The following is an 18552-nucleotide window of genomic DNA, read 5'->3' as shown; positions in this document are numbered from 1 at the left end:
TGCATATTCTCCATCTCAAGCCAGCCAACAAGGCCTGGTGGAGGCGGCAAGGATGCTGCCAAGGAAGACAAGGAAGGCACGCAACATCGGCAAGGACGCCATCAGAGCGATGGCAAGGACGCCAGGTAACACCGGCAAGGATGCCGACGCTCTTTAGTTTCACTGCGTTACAAGAACAGGCAGCGATGAACCGGCCTCAACGGTTCAGAGGGTTGGCAACTGACCCGGGTGTGCAGCGTAAAACACCAGAAGCAGTTATCCGGCGGACAGGGATCGTGGTCGGAAAAACATCGAGGAAAGATCCGTACCGCGCCAGTAGCGCCGAACGATCGAGGAACTCATTACTGAAAAGCCTGGGCAACCGGGCTTTTTGGAATGCCTACCGGCACACGGAAGTACCCAAACCCCGGCACGTTGCCGGCATTGCTCAGCCAGGAGGCGTGACATGACAAACGAGCAGCAAGCGTTAGCGGAAATGCCTATCTGGCTGGTGATCGTACTGGCTTTGATCGGCGGGGTCAGCGGCGAGATGTGGCGCGCCGATAAGGAGGGCGCTCGCGGTTGGTCGCTGATACGGCGCCTGGCCTTGCGGTCCGGGGCATGCATGGTCTGCGGGGTCTCGGCATTGATGCTGTGCTACGCCGCCGGTATGTCCATCTGGACCGCAGGCGCCATTGGCTGCCTCACCGCCATGGCCGGCGCGGATGTCGCCATCGGCCTTTACGAACGATGGGCGGCCAAGCGCATCGGAATCAACCGCCCGGATCAGCAGTAACCGCTGCAAGGACGCACCACCATGACATCTCTCGAAAAACCCTCCCAATTGCCCTTGGCGATTGGGGCGGCACTGAAAAGTGCTTTCCCACAATTGCTTGTAGGCAACCACCAGGACTTCACCGCCGTCGGCGATAACGCCAGCGTGCTGATCAGCGTGGACCGCAACGGTCCCGGCGTTCGCTCCCCCGATGGGCGCAAGGCGCATGCCTTGTCGGTTTCGCTCAAGGCCGTGGTTGCCAGCGGGTCAGCCCCGTTTGATGCTTGCGACCTCGCCAGTCAGCTGATGGACCTAGCCCTGGACAATCGCTGGGGCCTGCCGCCGGATCAATGCGACGTTCCCGTATCCATTGTCGCTGCGCCTGCCGTGCTGGCCAGCGCGGAAACGGACTACGACACCTGGACCGTTTCCTTCATTCAAACCCTCTATCTCGGCCCATTGCTGCTCGACGATCCCACAGGCACAGCGTTGTTTGCCCGCACGTGGGAAGTCAGCGATATCAACGACCCCGATCAATACCGCCCCCTGCAGGAGTAGTCCATGTTCGACGCAATGCTACGCATGCAACTGGGGCCGATTGTCGAGCGCCTGGCGGAAATGGAAGCCCAGCTTGAAGACCTGTATCGGCGTGCGGAAAGTTTCTGTCGGATTGGCGTGTGCCAGGAGGTCGACGCGGCCAGTAACACCTGCAAGGTCAGTCATGGCGATTTGCTCAGCCCGGCTATCCGGTTCTTCAACCCCAGCGCCGGTGCGCAAAGCGAATCCCGCATTCCATCGGTCGGTGAGCAATGCCTGCTACTCAACTATGGCGGTGGGGAAGGTGGCGCGCAGTCTGTGGCGTTGTTCGGGCTCAACAGTAGTCTTTTTCCGCCAGTGTCCAGCGAGGCTTCACTGACCCGGCGCCGCTATCAGGACGGCACCCAAAGCGACTACGACGATGCCAGTCACACCCTCAACTGGAGTAATGGCACGACTACCGTCACCGGCTCCCGCGAACAGATCAACGTCATCGTCGGCGCGGCCAGCCTGGCGATGAGCGCGGACAGCATCACCCTGCAACTCGGCGCCATCGGCATTTTGCTGGATGCCGCCGGTGTGCATTTGAGCGGCCCGGTGGTGGATCACCAAGGCCGCGTGATCAGCAGCGCATAAGGACTTGCCATGATCGGAATCGATAGGAACACCGGGGCAGCCGTCGATGACTGGCTGCAATTCGTTCAGCGCGCCACCCGAGCGCTGACCACCCCCGTGGGCACTCGCCAAAAGCGTCCGCTTTACGGCTCGCTGATCCCACAATTACTCGGCCAGAACCTTGGCGATGACCTGCTGATCCTCGCCCAAAGCCACGCCGCCCAGGCGTTCTACAACGCCCACAACGGCATCACCGACTTTCAACCCCAGGTCATCGTCGCCACCCGCCAGGGCGCCGGTGTGTTGCTGCGTTTTGCCGGCACCTGGAAAAACCGCCAACAATCCTTCGAGGTCGTCACATGAGCATGCTGATCCCAGGCCAGAACCAACTGGCGGAACCGGCGATTATCGCGGTCGATGAGTTCGAGCCGTTGCTGGCCGAGTTCAAGGCGTTTGTCGTCGATTACGTTGCCACCCGTGCACCGCAAAATGCGGTCAAGCTCAAGGTCAGCCTCGATAATGAAAGCGAACTGTTGACCCTGGCCCTTGAGGCCTTTTGCGTACGCCTGCAAACCCACGAGCGCAAATACAACGCGCGTATCAAGCAGATGCTGGCGTGGTGGGCCACCGGTAGCAATCTGGATGCCCGCCTGGCGGACATGGGCTTGGAGCGCCAAGTACTCGACGCCGGTGACCCGGTCGCTTTCCCGCCTGTGGCGCCAACACTCGAAAGCGACGACGACGCACGCCTGCGCTATTACCTGGCGCCCCACGCCCCGGCGGCGGGTTCGCGCATGCAGTATCGCCGAGAGGTATTCACATTGGGCGAGCGGCCTTCGGTCAAGGTGCAAAGCGCTACCGCCGGCGTGGTCACTGTCAGCTATACCTTTGATCCGGACGGCTATGCGGCCCAGGTCAAGGATGGCAATGGACGCCGCACCGCCCCCGGCGAGGTGATGGTCACTGTACTTTCCAGGGAAGGCGATGGCAGTGCCTCCGCCGATTTGCTTGACGGTGTACGGCGACATTTCGCACGTCCCGATGTAAGGCCGGAGACCGATCGGGTCACCGTGCAGGGCGCGCAGATCCAGCCCTACAAAATCCGCGTGGTGGCCAAGATCAACGCTGGCCCGGATTCCGGTCTGACCCAAGTGGCCGCTCAGCAATTGCTGCAAACCTACGCCGACTCTTGTCATCGCCTGGAAGGTCGCGTGGACCCGAGTTGGATCGACTACGCCATCCACAGTGCCGGCGCGGCGCAACTGCAAATCCTCGAACCGCTGGAGCCGATCATCAGTTCAGCGTTCCAGGCCCCGTATTGCACGGGCGTCGAGGTGGAGGTGCGCACGCTATGAGTGAGCCCAAAGCGAGCCTGTTGCCCGCCAACAGCTCACCGCTGGAAAAGGCCCTGGACTTGGGTTTTGCCGAGTTGCTGGAACGGGTCACGCCACCGTTTCCCGAGCTGATGGACCCGGATCGCACACCGACGGGGTTCTTGCCTTACTTGGCGGCAGACCGCGCTGTCAGCGAATGGAGCACCACCGCCCCCGAGGCCGAGAAACGCCTCACCGTCAAACTCGCCTGGCCCACCGCTCGCCAGGCCGGCACCCGCCAGGCCCTGGAAAACGCCGCCAAGGGGCTGCAACTGAGCCCCGACGTGCGCGCCTGGTACGAGCAAACACCGCAGGGCGTGCCCTACAGCTTTGCCGTACGGGCCTGGACCGAATTGCCCTACAGCGAAGCCGTCGATGCCCGACTCGACCGCCGCCTGGCCGACGCCAAAAGCGAGCGCGACATCCTGTCGATCTCCGTAGGCCTGAGCGCTTTCGGCCGCCATAGCATCGGCGCCGCCACGTTGTGCGGCGAATTCACCACGATCTACCCCAACGTGCTGGCCGGCGTTGAAGCCACGGGCCGCGCCTTTATGGCGGCTGCTCTCTACAGCGTCGAAACCACCACCCTTTATCCACAGGAGCACTAAATGGCTGACTATTACACCCTGCTCACCGACGCGGGGATCGCCTACGAAACCGCCTGCAAGGCCGCAGGCGTACCGATCAAACTCGCGCACATTTCCGTCGGTGACGGCAATGGCGCGGTGTACAACCCGGATGCCAGCGCCAAGGCGCTCAAGCGCGAGGTCTGGCGCGGGCCGCTGAATGCGCTGTTTCAAGATGAGAAAAACGCCAGTTGGTTGATGGCCGAAGTCACCATCCCTTCGGACGTGGGCGGCTGGTATGTGCGGGAGGCCGGGCTGTGGACGGACACCGGGATCCTGTATGCCATCGTGAAATATCCGGAGTCGTATAAGCCGGTGTTGGCGACGTCGGGGTCGGGGAAAGAGTTTTATATCCGCTCGATTTTCGAGACGAGTAATGCGTCGATTGTGACGTTGTTGATCGATGACACGGTGGTGAAGGCGACTCGGGCTTGGGTGATGGATTACCTGAAGCAGGGGACGTATTCGAAGGCTGAGATTGAGGGGTTGATTGCCAAGGCTTCGGCGTTGCCGGTGGGGGTGATGGTGCCGTTTCCGCTGGGGACCGTTCCACCTGGATATCTTGAGGTGGATAACAGTCTGTTCAAGGATGAGGTTTATCCGGATCTTGCAGCGTATCTGGGGAAGAAGTTTAACGTTGCGGGTGATGCGGTTGGGTATACGCGATTGCCGGAGTCTCGCGGCGAGTTCTTTCGGGGGTGGGACCATGGGCGAAGTATGGACTCTGATCGTGCAGTGGGTAGTTATCAACACGATACGATTCAGAACATCACCGGGCGGATGGATTCAAGCGCCAGCTCGGTAAATCAGTTCTTGGGGGAAGCCCTTAGTGCAAGCGGCGCGTTTATCCTAACAGAGCGCAGCGCAAACGCGTTTGCAGACGGACCGGTGGGTGGACAACAGGCCGGCTCTCTTTCATTTGATGCTTCCAGAGTAGTAAGAACTTCGACAGAAACGCGTCCGAGAAACCTGGCGGTTATGTGGTGCATCAAGGCCTGGAATGCTCCGGTAAATCAAGGAAGCATTGATATCGCTGCGCTGGAGTTGGAGCTGGGGAAGTATAAGAACTTGGTTGTTCTTGGTAGTCGCAAAAACCTTAAGCTCTCGTCCTCGGGGTTGAATGCATTGGTGAATGTTTCTGCGGATCAATTGATCGTTGGGACCGGGGAGCGTATGCGTTCGCTTAGCGCCGTAAATTTGAGCTTCAGTGGTTTGACTGTAGGGGCAAACGGTCTTGATGCTAACGCATTGGCGGCTTCAACTTGGTACAGCGTTTGGGTGATCTGGAACGATTCTGAAAAGGCAGGGCTGCTTTCACTGAGCGCCACGTCACCAACGATGCCACCCGGCTATACGGATAAGGCTCGAGTAGGATGGATTCGGACAGACTCCACCGCGAATAGATTCCCTTGGCGGTTCAATCAGACAGACTGTTTTATTGAGGTGGACAAGGCCGCCGGTTCCAATTTGGCCGTTTTACCTGCTATGGCTAGTGGAAGCACTGGCGGTGTGGCGGTCTCCGTGTCGGTGTCGAGTTTTGTGCCTCCAACTGCCAGTCATATCAAATGTGTTGCATTTGCTGATTCTGCAGCCAATAACGCTGTCGGAGTATTTCCATCTACGTCCTACTCCTTGGTTAGCGATTACAGTTTTGGTTCTGGCCCGAACAGTGGTGGCGTCTTTCGGTCATCCATACTGTCCGAAGTAATGCTTAAGGGAACTAGCATTGCTTGGACGTCGCAGGGCACCGGCAACGTGCTCAACTTGATTGGGTGGAGAGACACACTATGAGTTATGCCGTACGCAATGATAAGCAGGGTTGGCGTTCAGTTTCTCGGCGAGATGATGTTACTAAAGATGAATGGTATTCCATCGATATCCCCCCTAGGCCTATTCCTCTACCGCTTACCTTTAACGAGATGGTTTTGGCGGTTGGTAAAACACGAGACGGACTTCTGATCACAGCATCGAATCGAATGGGGCCATTACAAGATGCTGTCGATATTGGTCGTGCAACGGATGAAGACGTGACGCTATTGGCACAGTGGAAGGGGTATCGAGTAGACCTAAACCGGATTGAGCAGCAAGAGGGTTTTCCGACTGAAATTCTTTGGCCGCTATCTCCTGATCAAGCACCACACGACGCTCCTGTCAAATAAACGCCCCTGCCAATGGGGCGTTTTTTTATTTCCGATCTGAATACCCGCCGCCCTGAGCGGCTTTTTTGTGCCTGGAGACCTTACATATGCCCCACCGCCAAACCTACACCGTCCTAATCCCTTTCCCCACCCACGCCGGCCATTGGTCTGTCGTCGGCGAGGAACTGGACCTGTTGGACGTCGAAGCATCCGCCCTGCGCACCGCCGGACGCCTGGAACTGACCAGCGTCTTCAACGCCACCCCGGCCAAAAAGGCCACCACTAAGAAGGCTGACTAACCATGGCTGAGGTTTTGAACTTCGAGCACAACGGCATCACCGTCAATGCCACCGAATCCCCCGAGGCCATGGGTGGCTTGGGCGATAACGTGATCGGGTTGGTCGGCACTGCGCCAAACGCGCATGCATCGATCCCCAAAAATGCCCCGTTCCGCATCAACAGCTTCACCACCCAGGCGCTGTTGGACCCTACCGGCGCGGAAACTGGGACGCTGTTCCACGCGGTGTACCAGATCCTCAAAGTGGTGAAGGTGCCTGTCTACGTGGTGATCGTGGAGGAGGGCGCGACACCGGCTGATACGCAAAACAATGTGATCGGCGGCGACGAGCCTATCACCGGTCGCAAACTGGGCCTGGCTGCACTGGCCAGTGTGCCGGAAGACCTGACCATCATCGGTGCCCCAGGCTTCACCGGCGTCAAGGCGGTGGCGGGCGAGTTCGCCTCGTTCGGCAAGCGCATCAAGGCCCGCGTGGTGCTGGACGGCAAGGACGCAAGCGTCGCCGACCAAGTGACCTACAGCGGTGAACTGGGCGGTGCCGACCTGGGGTTCGACCGCTGCCTGCTGGTACACAACATGCCGTCGGTGTACTCCAAGGCAGCCAAGAAGAATGTGTTCCTGTCGCCGTCGTCCCTGGCCATCGCCGCCCTGGCCAAGGTCAAACAATGGGAAAGTCCAGGCAACCAGGTGACGTTCGCCGAGGATGTTTCCCGCGTGGTCGAGTACAACATCCTCGACACCTCCACCGAAGGCGATCTGCTCAACCGCTACGGCGTGAGCTATTACGCCCGCACCATCCTCGGCGGTTTCTCGCTGCTGGGTAACCGCTCCATCACCGGCAAGTTCATCAGTTATGTCGGCCTGGAAGACGCCATCAGCCGCAAGCTGGTCAAGGCTGGCCAGAAAGCGATGGCCAAGAACCTGACCAAGTCGTTCATGGACCAAGAGGTCAAGCGCATCAACGACTGGCTGCAAACCCTGGTGGCTGACGAAACCATCCCTGGCGGCAGCGTGTACCTGCACCCGGAGTTGAACAATGTCGAGAAGTACAAGAACGGCACCTGGTACATCGTCATCGATTACGGCCGCTATGCGCCGAACGAACACATGATTTATCAACTCAATGCCCGCGATGAAATCATCGAGCAGTTCCTGGAGGACGTTCTCTAATGTTTACCAATCGAGTCAGACAGGCCATTGCGGCCACCCTGCAAGGCCTGCCGTTGTCCGCGACGGTGGAGGAGTTCACCCCGCCGAAGATCGAGTTCGACATGGAGGCCATGTCCGGTGGGCGATTCATTGCCGAAGAAATGGCCAAGAGCGGCAAGGTGCTGGGGGCCAAGTTGGTCCTGCAGGGCGCGGGGCCGGAAATCATGCTGGCTCTGGGCGTGCGCCTAGGTGATGACATCCTGCTGAACGTGCGCGAGGCCGGCCAGGATCAGGACGGCAAGACCTATTTCACCTACCACACCGTCGGCGGCAAGCTCAAATCCCTGGAGGAGGCCAAGTTGAAAATGGGTGACAAGGCCACCACCACCCTGGAGCTGTCCTGCCGTACCTACAATCGCCTGGAAAACGGCATCACGGTGATCGACATCGATGTGCGTACCCAGAAGTTCGTGCTCAATGGCGTCGATATCCTCGGCGATGCGCGCCGTGCGGTGCTGATGCCCTGAGTCCTTGAGGGCGGGCCCGCTCGCCCTCTCCAATTGCAGAAGGAACTGCCCCATGGCCTGGATGCCACCGCTGCACCGCCTGCTCTCGCCGATTACCGCTGACACTGGCGCGACGATCGAGCAGGTACAACTCAAGCCGCTGTACTACGCCGCGCAAAAAGCTGCGCTGGCCCGGGCCGGTGAAGACGAGGATGACCAGTTTTTCGAACTGGCGAAACTCGCCACCGGCCTGTCGGAAAAAGAGCTCGACCAACTCATGCGCCCGGATTACGTCACCCTCGCCCAGTACGTGCATGAGATGTCGACGCGTCCTACGTCGTTCTTTCTTGGCGAGCAAGCGGCATCGACCCATGAACAGCCGGTCCAACTGCTGCTGCCGCTGGACGCCGCCGGCCGTGTTCACACGGCGCTCGCCCTGGAAATGCCCGCTCTGCGCGCCACCAAAGTGATGAAAAAGCTCGGCACCGCCAAAGAGCGCGCCGAATTCATCACCGCTCATTGCGCCGGCCTGATGATCCCCGATCTTGCCGGCCTGACCGTGCCGGACTGGACCGAATTGCAGGGGCGCATCGACGATTTTTTAAATCAACCAGCGGCTTTCTTTCGCAACGCGACATCGACGTAATCCTCGATGTGGTGCCGCTGGTTTACTCGGTAACGGAAGCGGAGATCCTGGAGTGGGACGCCGCAAAAGCATTGCGCCGCTACGCCATCGCGATCACTCGCCTTGGCGTCAAACAGGAGTAGAGCGGGATGCAGGACAATCAATATTCACTCAAGCTCACGGATGAGGATAAGCGGTGGCTGACCTATCCCGGCTTGGGCAATGGCGCAGGTTCAGATCTGGCGAGCACGCTGTCACCGTTGGTGCCGTCATCATTTCTGGATGCGGCGCCAGAGCCTGCCTCGGCGTTAACTCTGGCACTGGCGAACGCCAGCCTTGAAATCACCCGTTTGACCCTTGAGCAGATGCGCTTGCGTGAAAGCGTGGAGACGCTGACCAGTACGTTGTTCATCAATGGCAATACCTTGGCGCCCAAGCAGGCTGATATCGCCCCCAGCGCGTTGAACAATGCGCAAAAGCAAGAGGAGCAACCCGCAGGTTTTTGGGCGGGCGTTGTGGACTCGGCCAAGGATAAGGTCGTGGACAAGTTGCTTGATGTTGCGGTCGATGCAGCCGGCAAGCAGATCAAAAGAGGCGGCAAAAAAATCGCACGCAGCGACACAGCACTCGGTAGCCTCTTCGAAAGACTCATCAAGGCTTTGGGCGACTCACAAGGGGGCAATCATTCGGGAACGGCCTCCCAGGGCTTTCAATCGTTTGCCAGTGCAAGAAGCCCAGTCCCTGCGCCCAATTTGCCGGGTGGTCTTGTTGGTGCCTTTAGCGGCGTGTTCGCCAAATTCGAATCCGCTGGCGTCCGACGGCTTGTGCCACTCAGAACCGCCGAAGCCGCCCTGAACGTCATCCAAGGCGTACGCAACGGCGACCCCAATGCCATCGGCGCAGGCCTTACTGCCAGCGGTGGTGCCTGGGCGGGCGCCTCCGCCGGTGCGGCCATTGGCACGATGATTTTGCCAGGCGTCGGCACTGCCGTCGGCGGTGTTATCGGCGGCATTGTGGGTAGCGAGGTGGGCACCTGGCTGGGTGAAAAACTCTTCGCGCCCAGTGATCGCCTGTCGTCGCCCGACGCCGTGAGCAACGAGCTCAACAGTGCCCGCGCAGACAACGTGCAAGTGTCGATTGCCCCCAGCATCCAGATCACTGGCGTAAACCCTGCCGACGCCCAACAGGTGGTCAACCAGGTGATCCAGGCTTTGCAATTTCAGTGCATGCCGATGGTTACCGACGCCCTTGGTGTGCGGCGCAATGCGGCACTGGCCGATCCAGGAGGTGATTGATGCAGCAGCAAATGGTACTGGGCGACTTTATTTTTGGTCTGTCCCGAGGGTTTGCTTATTCCACGCTGTCGCGTAACAGCGACGGCGGCTGGTCTGACCTTGCGATTATTGCCAGCAAGCCCCAATCGCGGCAGAGCGGTCAAAAACTGGAAAAACTGACCTTCGGCGGCACCGCCATGTACGCCGTGGGCATGCAGCGGCTTGATGAGCTACGTGCCCTGCAGAACCGGCGCGCGCCGTTGCCACTGGTGGATGGCATCGGCCGCAACTGGGGCCTGTGGCGGATCAACGCGGTGGCGGAAAAGCAGAGCAGCATCATCGACGACGGCACTGCCATGGTTATCGGTTGGACGCTGGAACTGGAGGAGTTCACCAATGCGTAGAGTGCGAAGTATTGCCGGTGATTCGGTCAACCTGCTGCTGTATCGCGAGTTGGGCCGTTGCGATGATACGGCGGAGGAGACCCTCTGGCGCTTGAACCCCGGGCTTGCCGAATATGGCCCCGTGCTGCCGGCTGGCGTCTGGGTGATCGTGCCAGAATTGGACGAGCGCCCGGCTGCGGCGCACCCCGTTCTGGCCTGGGATTAAGGAGGCAGCATGGCACAGGGATTTACGCCAATCGTTGAGTTTTACGGTGCCAATGCGGCGCTACTCAATCAACGCATCATGCACTGGAAACACACTGACGCCGCGGGCATCGAGTCGGATCGGTTGGAGCTGACGCTCAACATCGAGGGGCTCGAAGGCCTGCCCAGCATGAGTGGCAAGATCGGGTTGCGCGTCGGTTACACAGAGTCGGGGCTGGTGGAGAAGGGGCAATTCGTCATCACCCAGCGAACCCCGGTGCTGTTCCCCATGCGACTGATGATCGTGGCCACGGCGGCGCCTTTCAGCCGGGTAGACTCGAGTGGGTACCGCCAGCGCCGCTCCGCCAGTTATGGCCCGACCACCCTGGGCGCGCTGTTTCGGCAACTTGTCGGCCGGCACGGTTTTTCACCGCGTGTGGCCGCGTCGCTGGAAGGCATTGCGATTGCCCATATCGATCAATCCAACGAAAGCGACATGGCTTTCATCAGCCGGCTTGCCAAGCGCTACTGCGCGGTCACCAAGCCGTTCAATGAGCTATACGTATTGGCTGAAGCCGGGCAGGTTAAGTCGCTTTCCCTTCAACAATTGCCACCAGTGAAGTTGTCCGTGACCCAGGATAATCGTCCCGGCGACCACGCCTTCATCACCGCCGTACTCAATGAGCAAACCCGTTCGAAGTACCAGGGCAGCCGCGTCACCTGGTGGGACAGCGCCGGGGGCCGTCAGCATGTGGTGCAGGTAGGGATCGCACCGTTCAAGACCTTGCGCCAGCGCTGCCAGAATGAGACCGAAGCACGGACCGTCGCCGAAGCGCAGTTGCGCCGTGTCGGGCGCGAGGGCTTGGAGTTGACGATCGATTGCCCTGGCAACCCGCTGCTGGCTGCCGAAGGCTTGGTGTTGCTGGATGAGACCTGGCCTTCATACATGCAGGGGCGATGGTCGATTACCAAGGTGGTCAATGAAGGGGACCCGGCGACGGGCTATCGCAGCACGATCATGGCGCAAGGATTGTCGACATAGCGTGTTTCCAGGAGGGAACTGAGGGTGATCACACTGGCGCAATTGATTCAAATCATGCCTGGAGCCCGCCTGAACGCGGGCCTTTTTTTGCCTGCGCTAAATGCGGCGTTTGCGCGGTACGAGATCAACAGTGCTCGGCGCATTGCGGCCTTCCTCGCTCAAATCGCCCATGAATCCGGCCAGTTGCGTTACGTACGTGAACTGGGCAGTGACCACTATTTGAATCGCTACGATACCGGCGCGTTGGCCGCGCGCCTGGGCAATACGCCCGAGGCGGATGGCGATGGCCAGAAGTACCGGGGGAGGGGGTTGATTCAGGTGACGGGGCGGCGTAATTACCTGGCGTGCAGTCAGGCGTTGTTCGGTGACGAGCGGCTGTTGCAGCGCCCGGAGTTGTTGGAGCAAGCGCAATGGGCGTGCGAATCCGCCGCCTGGTTCTGGCAGAGCAATGGCCTCAACCTTTTGGCTGACAAGGACCAGTTCACCACCATCACGCGGCGCATCAATGGCGGGCTCAATGGCTTGGAGGACCGTGTGCGGTTGTGGGGGCGGGCGCAGGCGGTGCTATGCGTTCCACTGGCGCATTAGCCTGCTGATGCAATCTGTAACTTGCGTGGTCGATGGGCTGCTGTAGGGTAGGCCAATCCCCCGCCTACTTCTGGAGACGACCATGAAGGAAATCACTCAACTGGCTGCCGAACTGGGGCGCCGCCTACAGGTGCTTAATGCCCATGTCACCACGGCCGAGTCGTGCACCGGCGGTGGCATCGCCGAGGCTATCACGCGGATTCCAGGGAGTTCGGCCTGGTTCGAGGCGGGCTATGTCACCTATTCCAATAGGCAGAAAACCCGGCAATTGAATGTGCCGGAAACCTTGTTTCCAAAGGTCGGGGCTGTCAGCCAGGAAGTAGTAACAGCGATGGCGCGTGGTGCCCAGGAAAAAAGCCTGGCGCATTTTGCCGTGGCGGTCAGTGGCGTGGCAGGCCCGGATGGCGGCTCGCCGGACAAACCGGTGGGCACCGTTTGGCTGGCCTTTGGCGTCGGCGAAGAGGTGACAGCCGAACTCCAGCACTTCGCCGGCAACCGCGACGAGGTCCGCCGACAAACGGTAAAGGCCGCCCTAGAGGGCTTGTTGCGACGAGCTGCAGTAGAAATAGAAAATCAGGGGTAGGCGATTTCAGATCTTTGTGGAACAATACTGTCTACTTATACAGGTGTTGGCCGTCAGGCCTTATTGATTACGTGAGGACTTTAATGGACGACAACAAGAAGAAAGCCTTGGCTGCGGCCCTGGGTCAGATCGAACGTCAATTCGGCAAGGGTGCCGTAATGCGTATGGGCGATCACGACCGTCAGGCAATCCCGGCTATTTCCACTGGCTCTCTGGGTCTGGACATCGCGCTCGGCATTGGCGGCCTGCCAAAAGGCCGTATCGTTGAAATCTACGGTCCTGAATCTTCCGGTAAAACCACCCTGACCCTGTCGGTGATTGCCCAGGCGCAAAAAATGGGCGCCACCTGCGCGTTCGTCGACGCCGAGCACGCCCTGGACCCTGAATACGCTGGCAAGCTGGGCGTCAACGTTGACGACCTGCTGGTTTCCCAGCCGGACACCGGTGAGCAAGCCCTGGAAATCACCGACATGCTGGTGCGTTCCAACGCCATCGACGTGATTGTGGTCGACTCCGTGGCAGCCCTGGTACCTAAAGCTGAAATCGAAGGCGAAATGGGTGACATGCACGTGGGCCTGCAAGCCCGTCTGATGTCCCAGGCGCTGCGTAAAATCACCGGTAACATCAAGAACGCCAACTGCCTGGTGATCTTCATCAACCAGATTCGTATGAAGATCGGCGTGATGTTCGGCAGCCCGGAAACCACCACCGGTGGTAACGCGTTGAAGTTCTATGCTTCGGTCCGTCTGGACATTCGCCGTACTGGCGCAGTGAAGGAAGGTGACGAGGTTGTCGGTAGCGAAACCCGCGTTAAAGTCGTGAAGAACAAAGTGGCCCCACCTTTCCGCCAGGCTGAGTTCCAGATTCTCTACGGCAAGGGTATCTACCTGAACGGCGAAATGATCGACCTGGGTGTGCTGCACGGTTTCGTCGAAAAATCCGGCGCCTGGTATGCCTACAACGGCAGCAAGATCGGCCAGGGCAAGGCCAACTCGGCCAAGTTCCTTGCAGAGAACCCGGACATCGCAGCCACGCTTGAGAAGCAGATCCGCGACAAGTTGCTGACTGCTGCACCCGACGTGAAAGCGGCTGCCAACCGTGAACCGGTTGAAGAAGTAGAAGAAGCTGACACCGACATCTGATCTCAACGATGACAGTTGTACTGGATACACTCGTCGCCGTTCGGCGCACTGCAATGGACCTGCTCGCTCGTCGCGAGCATGGTCGAGTCGAGCTGACGCGTAAACTGCGTCAGCGCGGCGCAGAGCCCGAGATGATCGAAACCGCTCTCGACCGTTTAACGGAAGAAGGGCTGCTGTCGGAAGCCCGATACCTCGAAAGCTTTGTCTCCTACCGAGCCCGCTCTGGCTACGGCCCGGCGCGGATTCGCGAAGAGCTGAGTCAGCGCGGTCTGCAGCGTGCTGATATCGATCTCGCCCTGCGTGAGTGCGGGATCAGTTGGCAGTCGCAGTTGGAAGACACCTGGCGTCGCAAGTTCTCTGGTCATCTGCCAATCGATGCCAGGGAGCGTGCGAAACAGGGGCGCTTCCTCAGCTATCGCGGGTTTTCGATGGAGATGATCAGCCGTCTATTGAGCGGCCGAGACATGGACGACTGAGGTCCTCGGTGAGCAGGCCTGTTGTGGTGAGCGGGCTTGCTGTGGTGAGCGGGCTTGTCCCGCGCTGGGCTGCGTAGCAGCCCCAAGCACTTCACCACAGCCCACAAAAAAGGCCCACTATAAAAATAGTGGGCCTTTTTTCGCATTCAAAAAATCACGCCGGCTCCGGCGTCACCCTTTGCTGCACCTTCCCCTGAGCCTGGGCCCAGTTCTCGGGTAAGTTGATGTAATCCACCAACTCCCGCAACCGCCCCTGATCACGCCCGTTAAAGTTAAACACCAACCGCGTCAGATGGCTGAACCTCGGCTCGTCATGTTCCTCGCCCGTATAGGCAAGCTGCTGAAACTCTCCACTCAACCGCAGGCTGGCAAACTCGCCCTGCAAGTGGGCCAACGCCCGATCACTGAGTGGGTGATGCATGCGCACCACAAATTCGCGTTTTAACCAGCGGGTGGAATGGAAGTTGGCATAAAACCGGTTGATCTCATCCACCGCCTCTTGCGCGCTGTGCACCAGTCGCACCAGTTTGAGGTCGGTGGGCAGGATGTAGCGGTTGGCTTCCAGTTGGCTGCGGATAAAGTCCAGGGCGCCTTGCCAGAAGCCGCCACCTGGCGCGTCCAGCAACACGACGGGAACCAGTGGGCTCTTGCCGGTCTGGATCAAGGTCAGTACTTCCAGCGCTTCATCCAATGTGCCAAAACCGCCCGGGCACAACACCAGCGCGTCGGCCTCTTTGACGAAGAACAGCTTGCGGGTAAAGAAGAAGTGGAAGGACAGCAGATTCTCGGTGCCATCAATGGTCGGGTTGGCATGCTGTTCGAACGGCAGGGTGATGTTAAATCCCAGGCTATGTTCCAACCCCGCACCCTCGTGTGCCGCCGCCATGATGCCGCCGCCGCCACCGGTGATCACCATTAGGTCCGATTGCGCCAGCAGCGCACCGACTTCCCGGGCCAGGGCGTACAGCGGGCTTTCGACAGGCGTGCGCGCCGAGCCAAACACCGTAACCTTGCGACGCCCCTTGAATTGCTCCAGCACCCGGAAGGCATTGTCCAATTCGCGGATGGCTTGCAGGGTGATCTTGGCGTTCCAGCGGCTGCGGTCGTCCTTGGCCATGCGGAGCACGGTGAGGATCATGTCGCGATACAAGGGGATATTCGGGCTGTTGGGGGCGATTAGTTGGAGTTGTGCTTCGACCTGCTGCGTGAGGTCGGCCCCGTTTTCTTCAAAGAGCTGGAGCAGGCGGTCATTCGGTTCGTAAGGCATTCAACTTCTCCTTCTTGCAGGGCCCGGGTGGCCGACGAGTGATTCGCCGGAGGCTACGACACTGCATGTGTCGCTGCTTGCCGCAGGGGGCAACCTTCTTTTGCCCTGAAAATATTACAGAACAGCATGAAAAGCGCTGTGAATGAACGGTTGGGATGATTCGATCATGGGCCGCAAAACCCTTTGATGGCAACCAGTTATTGGTCACTGCAGAGGGAGTTTAGCTGCCAGTAGAGACGTGGAGCGGGGGAGTACGCGCCACCGGACGGCAGCGCGCGAAGGTCAAGCCGTTACTTTTTCTTCTTCGCCGCAGCCGGAGCTGGGCAGTCCGCTTCCGCGAACTTCACAGAGGCGACAGGACGGTTGGTCTTGTTCTCGGTGATTTCATAGCGCATCACCGCGCCCTTGGCCATCAGTTCGCGATAGCCCTTGTTCAGGCAAACGCTTTGGCCCAATTGGAAATACACTGCCTTGGGGTTGGCGCGCATCTGCTCGGCGCGGTCGGGTTGCACACTGAGGTGGTCAATCAGTTGCATGCCTTCAACGGTGTAGGCCACTTCCAGGGTTTTTTCGTCGATTTCCCGGGGCAGGTCCTTGTTGCTCTCGGCGGCTACGCTCTGCAGCTTCCTGTTCATTTGGGCCTCCAGCAGCGAGGCCGCCTGGGCGCCCACGGGCAATACCAGCGCAAGGGCGATGGACGGGGCGGCAAGGCGCAGCATGGAACGCAGCATGAAACTCTCCTGATTCGGGTACTGGTGCATAGACCAGCCACTGCGCTGTGCGTTCAGTGGCGCGCAATTATAGGTGACCCGTTGCCACTACAGCCAGGCGTATCGCTGGTAAACTGCGGCCACTTAAGCCTTTCACGAGTTTTTACCGTGTCGATTTACCCGCACCCACGGCGCATACGATGAGTCACGCCGTCTCCCGCCTGCGCACCCAGCGCCTGGCTCGCGCCGTCAGGCCGTTCCTTAACCGTGGTTCCCGTGCCGAGCGCTGCCCCGGCTGCCGGGTGATCCCCGAGTACTGCCTGTGTGCCTGGCGCCCCAAGGTCCAAGCCCGTTCCGCCATGTGCCTGTTGATGCACGATGTCGAGCCGATGAAGCCCAGTAACACTGGCTGGCTGATCGCAGACGTAATCGATGACACCACAGCCTTCGCCTGGTCGCGCACCGAAGTCGACCCCGACTTGCTCACCTTGTTGGCCGACCCGCAATGGCAGCCCTATATCGTGTTCCCCGGCGAATTCGTCGCGCCTGAACGGGTGGTCAGCGAAGTGACGGTAAAGGAGGGCAAACGCCCGCTGTTCATCCTGCTCGACGGCACCTGGAGCGAAGCGCGCAAGATGTTCCGCAAGAGCCCGTACCTGGAGCACTTGCCGGTACTGAGCCTGGCGCCCGAGCAACTGTCGCGCTACAAGCTGCGCCGCTCCAAGCGTGATGACCATTTCTGCACGGCCGAAGTCGCAGCCCTGTGCCTGGAGCTGGCCGACGACGCAGCCGCCAGCGAAGTGCTGGACGCCTACCTCGACGTGTTCAGCACCCACTATTTGGCGGCCAAGTTCCAATTGCCCCTGGACCCGGCCGACATCGTCCATACTCGCCTTGCGCCCTATATACCGGCGGGATAGCCAGACGACGTTTGCATGATGGCACCCTGAGCCGGCAACCCGCTAAAATGCCCACGGGCGTAGTGCTTGACCCTCCAGGCTGCGCTGGGCATGCTGGGCGCCGATTAGGGCGCAACCGTGAATTTTCGACGTCGTTTGCAGTGCGTTTGACGTTGAGCGTGCCCACGGGTGATGGCTGCCTGGCCGTCACCTTGTGTACTGGCGAACCCTGAACCCATCAGGGCTGCCATAAAAAACAGGATCATTTAATCAATGGCCACATACGAAATCCTGATAGCCGATGACCACCCGCTGTTTCGCAGCGCCTTGCATCAAGCAGTGACCCTTGGCCTTGGCCCTGACGTGCGCCTGGTCGAAGTGGCCAGCATTGCCGAACTGGAAGCCCGCCTCACCGAAAAATCCGACTGGGACCTGGTGCTGCTCGACCTGAACATGCCTGGCGCCTACGGTTTTTCCGGTCTGGTGCTGTTGCGTGGGCAATACCCGCAGATTCCCGTGGTGATGGTCTCGGCCCAGGAAGAAGCCGACGTGGTGGTGCGCTCCAAGGAGTTTGGCGCCAGTGGGTTCATCCCCAAGTCCAGCGCCATGGAAGACATCCAGAAAGCTGTGCGCACCGTGCTGGATGGCGATGTGTCCTGGCCGCCGCAGGCGTTTGAAGAAATCAACGTGTCCGACGAAGCCAAAGCCGCCCGTGATGGCCTTGCCAGCCTGACACCCCAGCAGTTCCGCGTGTTGACCATGGTCTGTGAAGGCTTGCTGAATAAGCAGATTGCCTATGAGCTGAGTGTGTCGGAAGCGACTATCAAAGCCCACGTGACGGCCATCTTCCGCAAGTTGGGCGTGCGTACCCGCACCCAGGCGGCGCTGCTCTTGCAACAACTTGAGTCAATTTCGCAGCATTAAGCTGGAACCGATTCACGCTTTTTTGACTTGGCGTGCTCTAGTTTCCCCACTCCTTTAGTTCAGTTGCCTATGTCTATGTCGCCTTTCAAGGGTCAAACCGGTATCAAGCGTATCTTCAATGCGGGGGGCTACTCTCTGGATGGCTTGCGCGCAGCTTTCACCGGCGAGGCCGCTTTTCGCCAGTTGGTGTTGCTGAATGTCATCCTGATCCCGCTGAGCTTTTTCCTGAATGTCAGCCGGGTCGAGCGTGCGTTGCTGATCGCGGTGTGCTTGCTGGCGTTGATCGTCGAGTTGCTCAACTCGGCGGTGGAAGCGGCCATCGACCGCATCTCCCTGGACCGCCACCCGCTGTCCAAGAACGCCAAGGACATGGGCAGCGCAGCGCAATTCGTAGCCCTGACCATGATTACCCTGGTGTGGGCCGTCATCCTGATCTAAG

General features: G+C 59.6%; 25 protein-coding genes. 23 read left to right on the top strand and 2 right to left on the bottom strand.

The features are described 5' to 3' along the window. Positions 1-445 precede the first annotated feature (445 nt). From ACLD1Y_RS14215 to recX, 20 genes are all read left to right on the top strand, one after another. Positions 446-775: a phage holin family protein gene (locus ACLD1Y_RS14215; protein ID WP_429478549.1), complete on the top strand. Its 330-nt coding sequence runs from the start codon at positions 446-448 to the stop codon at positions 773-775. 21 nt (positions 776-796) lie between these two features. Next, positions 797-1312 (top strand): hypothetical protein, encoded by a 516-nt coding sequence (locus tag ACLD1Y_RS14210; RefSeq protein WP_429478548.1) that lies wholly within the window; start codon positions 797-799, stop codon positions 1310-1312. 3 nt (positions 1313-1315) lie between these two features. Continuing rightward, positions 1316-1927: a phage baseplate assembly protein V gene (locus tag ACLD1Y_RS14205; RefSeq protein ID WP_429478547.1), complete on the top strand. Its 612-nt coding sequence runs from the start codon at positions 1316-1318 to the stop codon at positions 1925-1927. 9 nt (positions 1928-1936) lie between these two features. Further along, positions 1937-2269: a phage baseplate protein gene (locus ACLD1Y_RS14200; RefSeq protein WP_429478546.1), complete on the top strand. Its 333-nt coding sequence runs from the start codon at positions 1937-1939 to the stop codon at positions 2267-2269. Continuing rightward, on the top strand, positions 2266-3261 hold the full coding sequence (locus ACLD1Y_RS14195) for a baseplate J/gp47 family protein (RefSeq protein WP_429478545.1): 996 nt from the start codon (positions 2266-2268) through the stop codon (positions 3259-3261). The genes ACLD1Y_RS14200 and ACLD1Y_RS14195 overlap by 4 nt, the downstream gene beginning before the upstream one ends. Beyond that, entirely contained in the window at positions 3258-3887 is a 630-nt protein-coding gene (locus ACLD1Y_RS14190; protein ID WP_429478544.1) for a phage tail protein I, read from the top strand. Before ACLD1Y_RS14195 ends, ACLD1Y_RS14190 begins: the two co-directional genes overlap by 4 nt. Then, the gene (locus tag ACLD1Y_RS14185; RefSeq protein WP_429478543.1) at positions 3888-5696 is read left to right on the top strand and encodes a phage tail protein; all 1809 of its coding nucleotides are present in this window, start codon (positions 3888-3890) and stop codon (positions 5694-5696) included. Further along, complete coding sequence (locus ACLD1Y_RS14180; protein ID WP_429478542.1) at positions 5693-6064, top strand: tail fiber assembly protein; 372 nt, start codon at positions 5693-5695, stop codon at positions 6062-6064. The genes ACLD1Y_RS14185 and ACLD1Y_RS14180 overlap by 4 nt, the downstream gene beginning before the upstream one ends. 86 nt (positions 6065-6150) lie before the next feature. Next, positions 6151-6342 carry a hypothetical protein gene (locus tag ACLD1Y_RS14175; RefSeq protein WP_429478541.1) on the top strand — a complete coding sequence of 64 codons (192 nt, stop codon included), beginning with the start codon at positions 6151-6153 and terminating at the stop codon, positions 6340-6342. 2 nt (positions 6343-6344) lie between these two features. Continuing rightward, complete coding sequence (locus tag ACLD1Y_RS14170) at positions 6345-7511, top strand: phage tail protein (protein WP_429478540.1); 1167 nt, start codon at positions 6345-6347, stop codon at positions 7509-7511. Then, positions 7511-8017, top strand: coding sequence for a phage major tail tube protein (locus tag ACLD1Y_RS14165; RefSeq protein ID WP_429478539.1), 507 nt, complete (start codon positions 7511-7513; stop codon positions 8015-8017). Before ACLD1Y_RS14170 ends, ACLD1Y_RS14165 begins: the two co-directional genes overlap by 1 nt. A gap of 52 nt (positions 8018-8069) precedes the next feature. Continuing rightward, on the top strand, positions 8070-8642 hold the full coding sequence (locus ACLD1Y_RS14160) for a phage tail assembly protein (RefSeq protein ID WP_429478538.1): 573 nt from the start codon (positions 8070-8072) through the stop codon (positions 8640-8642). Between the two features lie 128 nt (positions 8643-8770). After that, positions 8771-9916: a glycine zipper domain-containing protein gene (locus tag ACLD1Y_RS14155; RefSeq protein WP_429478537.1), complete on the top strand. Its 1146-nt coding sequence runs from the start codon at positions 8771-8773 to the stop codon at positions 9914-9916. Continuing rightward, positions 9916-10299: a phage tail protein gene (locus ACLD1Y_RS14150; RefSeq protein ID WP_429478536.1), complete on the top strand. Its 384-nt coding sequence runs from the start codon at positions 9916-9918 to the stop codon at positions 10297-10299. Before ACLD1Y_RS14155 ends, ACLD1Y_RS14150 begins: the two co-directional genes overlap by 1 nt. Beyond that, positions 10292-10504, top strand: coding sequence for a tail protein X (locus ACLD1Y_RS14145; protein ID WP_429478535.1), 213 nt, complete (start codon positions 10292-10294; stop codon positions 10502-10504). The genes ACLD1Y_RS14150 and ACLD1Y_RS14145 overlap by 8 nt, the downstream gene beginning before the upstream one ends. Positions 10505-10513: 9 nt before the next feature. Further along, on the top strand, positions 10514-11524 hold the full coding sequence (locus ACLD1Y_RS14140; protein ID WP_429478534.1) for a phage late control D family protein: 1011 nt from the start codon (positions 10514-10516) through the stop codon (positions 11522-11524). A 54-nt stretch (positions 11525-11578) separates the two neighbouring features. Further along, a complete protein-coding gene (locus tag ACLD1Y_RS14135) occupies positions 11579-12112 on the top strand; it encodes a glycoside hydrolase family 19 protein (protein WP_429478533.1) in 534 nt (177 codons plus the stop codon). Between the two features lie 82 nt (positions 12113-12194). Then, a complete protein-coding gene (locus ACLD1Y_RS14130; protein WP_429478532.1) occupies positions 12195-12695 on the top strand; it encodes a CinA family protein in 501 nt (166 codons plus the stop codon). An 83-nt stretch (positions 12696-12778) separates the two neighbouring features. Then, positions 12779-13837 (top strand): recombinase RecA, encoded by a 1059-nt coding sequence (gene recA / locus ACLD1Y_RS14125; protein ID WP_003231359.1) that lies wholly within the window; start codon positions 12779-12781, stop codon positions 13835-13837. Positions 13838-13845: 8 nt separating this feature from the next. Beyond that, complete coding sequence (gene recX / locus ACLD1Y_RS14120; protein ID WP_429478531.1) at positions 13846-14313, top strand: recombination regulator RecX; 468 nt, start codon at positions 13846-13848, stop codon at positions 14311-14313. A gap of 154 nt (positions 14314-14467) precedes the next feature. On the opposite strand, the gene ACLD1Y_RS14115 is transcribed toward recX, so the two are convergent. Then, entirely contained in the window at positions 14468-15580 is a 1113-nt protein-coding gene (locus ACLD1Y_RS14115) for a TIGR00730 family Rossman fold protein (protein ID WP_429478530.1), read from the bottom strand. Positions 15581-15870: 290 nt separating this feature from the next. Next, positions 15871-16311 (bottom strand): PA3611 family quorum-sensing-regulated virulence factor, encoded by a 441-nt coding sequence (locus ACLD1Y_RS14110; protein WP_429478529.1) that lies wholly within the window; start codon positions 16309-16311, stop codon positions 15871-15873. Between the two features lie 179 nt (positions 16312-16490). On the opposite strand from ACLD1Y_RS14110, the gene ACLD1Y_RS14105 reads away from it, so the two are divergent. The 3 genes from ACLD1Y_RS14105 (at position 16491) to ACLD1Y_RS14095 (ending at position 18551) form a co-directional block, all read left to right on the top strand. After that, positions 16491-17210, top strand: coding sequence for a tRNA-uridine aminocarboxypropyltransferase (locus tag ACLD1Y_RS14105; protein WP_429478528.1), 720 nt, complete (start codon positions 16491-16493; stop codon positions 17208-17210). Positions 17211-17462: 252 nt separating this feature from the next. Then, positions 17463-18113, top strand: coding sequence for a response regulator transcription factor ErdR (gene erdR / locus ACLD1Y_RS14100; RefSeq protein WP_003189050.1), 651 nt, complete (start codon positions 17463-17465; stop codon positions 18111-18113). Between the two features lie 69 nt (positions 18114-18182). Continuing rightward, on the top strand, positions 18183-18551 hold the full coding sequence (locus ACLD1Y_RS14095) for a diacylglycerol kinase (protein WP_429478527.1): 369 nt from the start codon (positions 18183-18185) through the stop codon (positions 18549-18551). The last annotated feature ends 1 nt before the right edge of the window (position 18552 follow it).

Source organism: Pseudomonas sp. 18175, from assembly GCF_050432925.1.
GTDB lineage: Bacteria > Pseudomonadota > Gammaproteobacteria > Pseudomonadales > Pseudomonadaceae > Aquipseudomonas.
The sequence above is the reverse complement of the archived record's forward strand: the minus strand, read 5'-3'. Positions and strand labels throughout refer to the sequence as shown.